The sequence below is a fragment of the Bradyrhizobium sp. UFLA05-125 genome (assembly GCF_059803515.1).
In genome coordinates this window covers 1-3,444 of the sequence record NZ_JBANBJ010000152.1, presented here as the reverse complement: position 1 = coordinate 3,444, position 3,444 = coordinate 1, and the positions used below count along the sequence as shown (strand labels likewise).

The 3,444-nt window shown below is 58.3% G+C and carries 2 protein-coding genes and 1 pseudogene; 1 reads left to right on the top strand and 2 read right to left on the bottom strand.

The window, feature by feature from the left end; genetic code table 11:
- Window positions 1-426 precede the first annotated feature (426 nt).
- Window positions 427-1,200, bottom strand: coding sequence for an outer membrane protein (locus SO156_RS45555; protein ID WP_498539427.1), 774 nt, complete (start codon window positions 1,198-1,200; stop codon window positions 427-429).
- 275 nt (window positions 1,201-1,475) lie between these two features.
- On the opposite strand from SO156_RS45555, the pseudogene SO156_RS45550 reads away from it, so the two are divergent.
- Window positions 1,476-1,670, top strand: a pseudogene (locus SO156_RS45550) (IS5/IS1182 family transposase); the annotation flags it as partial.
- A 206-nt stretch (window positions 1,671-1,876) separates the two neighbouring features.
- On the opposite strand, the gene phnY reads toward SO156_RS45550, so the two are convergent.
- A complete protein-coding gene (gene phnY / locus SO156_RS45545; protein ID WP_498539426.1) occupies window positions 1,877-3,319 on the bottom strand; it encodes a phosphonoacetaldehyde dehydrogenase in 1,443 nt (480 codons plus the stop codon).
- Between the last annotated feature and the right edge of the window lie 125 nt (window positions 3,320-3,444).

Below are 3,444 nucleotides of genomic sequence, written 5' to 3'. Positions count from 1 at the left end.
GTATACAAGGCTGTCGACGAACTCTGCATTGATTTCAAAACGTATATAGTCACAACGTCGGATAAAAGACGCCTACGGTCCGTAGAGTCATTCTTCGAAGCAGTTCAAATCTCTGTTGAGAATCAACCAGGCATGATCCGCTCGGCAGATTAGAAATCGCATCGCAGCCGCCTTGTGCGGATCCAAGGGGCATCGTCCGCGGTGGGTGCTGGCTCCACGATGTCGGGCACGTGGCTCAAGCAACTGTGGTCGTGAATTTGACGTGACCGTTGCCCTGTGCTCCTCGGCTCTGAGCAGGATATGCTTGGTACGGCCCTTGAAGCTGAACTCGATGAACAGTCGGGACTGGCAGCAGATGATGGAGAAAGCAAAAAAAGCCCCGGCCGAGTGCCGGGGCTTTCGATCCGCCGTTCGAACGCGAGGAGTTCAATATTTAAAGGTCGGCGGCCCGGCAAACCTGTAATTGAGCCGCACCGTCAGGAGGTCGAAATCCTGACGAATGCGATCGTTCCCTACCGTAGCAGCGGCCGATCTCGACCCTCCAAGAGCCGGCACCGCCACACTCGTCGGGAAGCTCATGTTGCCTTCCTGTGTAAACAGGTGGTCGTACTCGACGCCGAGGGACCAATTCGGTGCGAATCCGAATTCCACGCCAGCTCCGACCACGGCGCCCCAGCGGGCGCTATCGGTGCTGGCCAGCTGTGCTCCGCCGGCGTTAATTTGATAGGTGTTGCTCGTCACCGCGGCGCCACCCTTGGCGTAAAGCAGTAAGTTGTTGAACGCATAGCCGAGCTGGCCGGTGAGCAAGCCAAACGCATTCGTCTTGGTGCTGTTGATATCTCCTGGGAAGGCGAGGCTGGCATTGGAGCCGCTGAAATCGGCCCAGTTGCCCTGGCTTTCGACACCGAGCACCAGCGGCCCCGATTGCCAGCGGTAGCCGATCTGACCGCCAAGAGTGCCGCGGCTCGAATCATGCGAGCCCTCGGGCGTGACGCCACCGAAATCCCACGAGCTATGGCTGTGGCCCAAGCCACCGTTTGCACCGACATAGAAACCGGTCCAATCGTATATCGCAGCAGCAGGCGGCGGCGGAGCCAGCGCGTTGGTGTAGACCGGCTTCGGCACCAGATCCGCGCCGAATGCGGGAGCGACCGCGCCAAGTGCGACGATGCTCGCAGTCAGAATCAAGAAGTGTTTCATTCGAGTCCATTCCATTAGATGCCCCTGCGCCGCTCTTAACAGCGTCAGTCTGAATTGCTGTAACGGCCATACAACACTCGCCTCAGAAGAAATGACTTGAATCGCACACCGCGTCAGGTTGTAGAGTTTGGGATCGAGCACAGCGCGAACATCTTTGCTAGGTCGCGCTCATGAAGACGGCAACATCGACCCGAAAGCCTGGCTCGCCGACGTCTTCGCGGATCGCGAACAAAGTTTATTCCGTCACCGCCATCCCGAGGACGGCCTCACTGGATCTTCGGTCTGGAAGCGTTTGGCCCAACCGCTTTGTTCGCTGGGGGGGCAAGCACGACGTCTGGAGCCGCATCATAGATGCACTTGCCGCCGCCCATGATGCGGCTATCCAGATGATCGACACCTCCATTGTCCGGTGCATCAGCTTGGAGCAGTGCATCGCGAGGAACCAGAGACAGCAGATGGGACGGTTTCGCGTTGCGATGAAGTAAGGTGCATCGGCCACGCGCGATGCGTCTACATCCTGCTGTTCATTAAGGAGCCCTGGCACCTCTCCTAGCACGCGCTCCCGCGATGGCCGCAGCCGTTCAGTTCGCCCTCATCCGCAAATAGACCCGCCGTCGCTACGACAAAGATGCAATACGACAATTTCTCCGCCTTCGGCGGCAGCAAAGCCGCCAGCCTAGACTGGCCATGGAAGCGAGTAGGTCTTCAACTGCGTGAAGCTGCGCATCGCCTCCAACACGCCCTCCTTGTGCCCAAGCCCGGACTGCTTGATTCCCCCGAATGGGGTCAGTTCGGTTCGATATCCGGGAACTTCCCACACGTTGACGCAGCCAACGGCAAGACCGTTGATGAGCTTCGTCACATGATCAAGGCGGTTGGAGCAGATTCCGGCAGAAAGTCCGAACTTGGTCGCGTTGGCGATTGTTATGATCTGATCAACGTCGCTCGGGCAACGTATGATTGGCAGAACAGGTCCAAATGTTTCTTCAACTACCAGTTCGGACGTCGGTGAGACATGGTCCAATAGGGTAGGCGGATAAGATGCGCCGTCAGGCCGGTTGCCGAGCAATAGAGTAGCACCAGCATCGACGGCATCGGTAACGCGTCGCGCAATCAGTTGGGCCGCCTCTCGATTGATGACGGTGCCAAGGTCAACCGATGGATCGCTCGGATCGCCGATCGAGAGCTTCCGCATGTGATGGAGCGCGCGTTCGGCAAATTCGTCGGCGACGGAGTCAACCACCAGTGCCCGCTTGACGGCAGTACATCGTTGACCCGAGTTCTTGATCGCTCCGTGGACAGCCAGATGCGCCGCCCGATCGACATCGGCGTCCTCAAGCACGATAATTGGGTCGTTCCCACCGAGCTCCAAGATGAGCTTCCGGTAGCCGGCCCGTTCTGCAATATGGTGCCCAACGCCAACAGAGCCAGTAAATGTCACCAGCTCCGCATCGGGATCAGTGAACACCGCGTCTCGTAAGGCGCCAGGGGCTCCTGTCACGATCGAAAGCATACCCTCCGGCAGCCCTTGCTCGTACAAAATCCTGCCTAGTGCCAAGGCAGTCAACGGTGCCAGCTCAGAAGGCTTCAGGACCACGCGGTTGTTTGTCGCAATGGCAGGGGCGAGTTTGTGGCTGACGAGATTGAGAGGATGGTTAAACGGCGTGATAGCTGAGATCGCGCCGACGAGCGGGGAGCGCATGGAAAAAATGCGCCGGTCATGAGGGGTTGCGCCAATGTCAGATGGATAAATCTCGCCCTCGCTTTGGATCAAGGCATGGGCAGCAAATGACCAGACATCGCATGCACGCCCGGTTTCATGCAAGGCGTCCTTCAGGCAGAGGCCGGTTTCCGCCGTGATAAGCCGAGCGAACCGGTCTTGATCCCTTTTGAGGGCGCTTGCCGTCCCCAGGAGGATATCCGTTCGCTCACGGCGTGTGAGCCGCGCATCAGTCCGTGCGGCCGCCTCAAATGCTTGGCGTGCATGCTCCGGTCTGGCCTGCGGGACTCTGCCAAGAAGCATTCCCGTGAATGGATTGCGGACTTCGATTGTCAAGTCCGAATGGGTAGGCGCGCCCGCGATGAGCATTGGATGATAGTCATGATCGTTATCGTACATGCCATAACTCAATTGGTTGGGTCGATCTGAGATCCATAAGAGGGCTCTCGTTCCTTCGAAGCGGACTGTCGATCCGAAAGGGCCAGGCGGCCGCCTCTCTGATGACAACCCGATTCATCCTATGC

Excerpts from the sequence above, each read along its gene's own strand:
- SO156_RS45555 (WP_498539427.1), bottom strand. The coding sequence starts at position 1,200 with ATGAAACACTTCTTGATTCTGACTGCGAGCATCGTCGCACTTGGCGCG.
- phnY (WP_498539426.1), bottom strand. The coding sequence starts at position 3,319 with ATGTACGATAACGATCATGACTATCATCCAATGCTCATCGCGGGCGCG.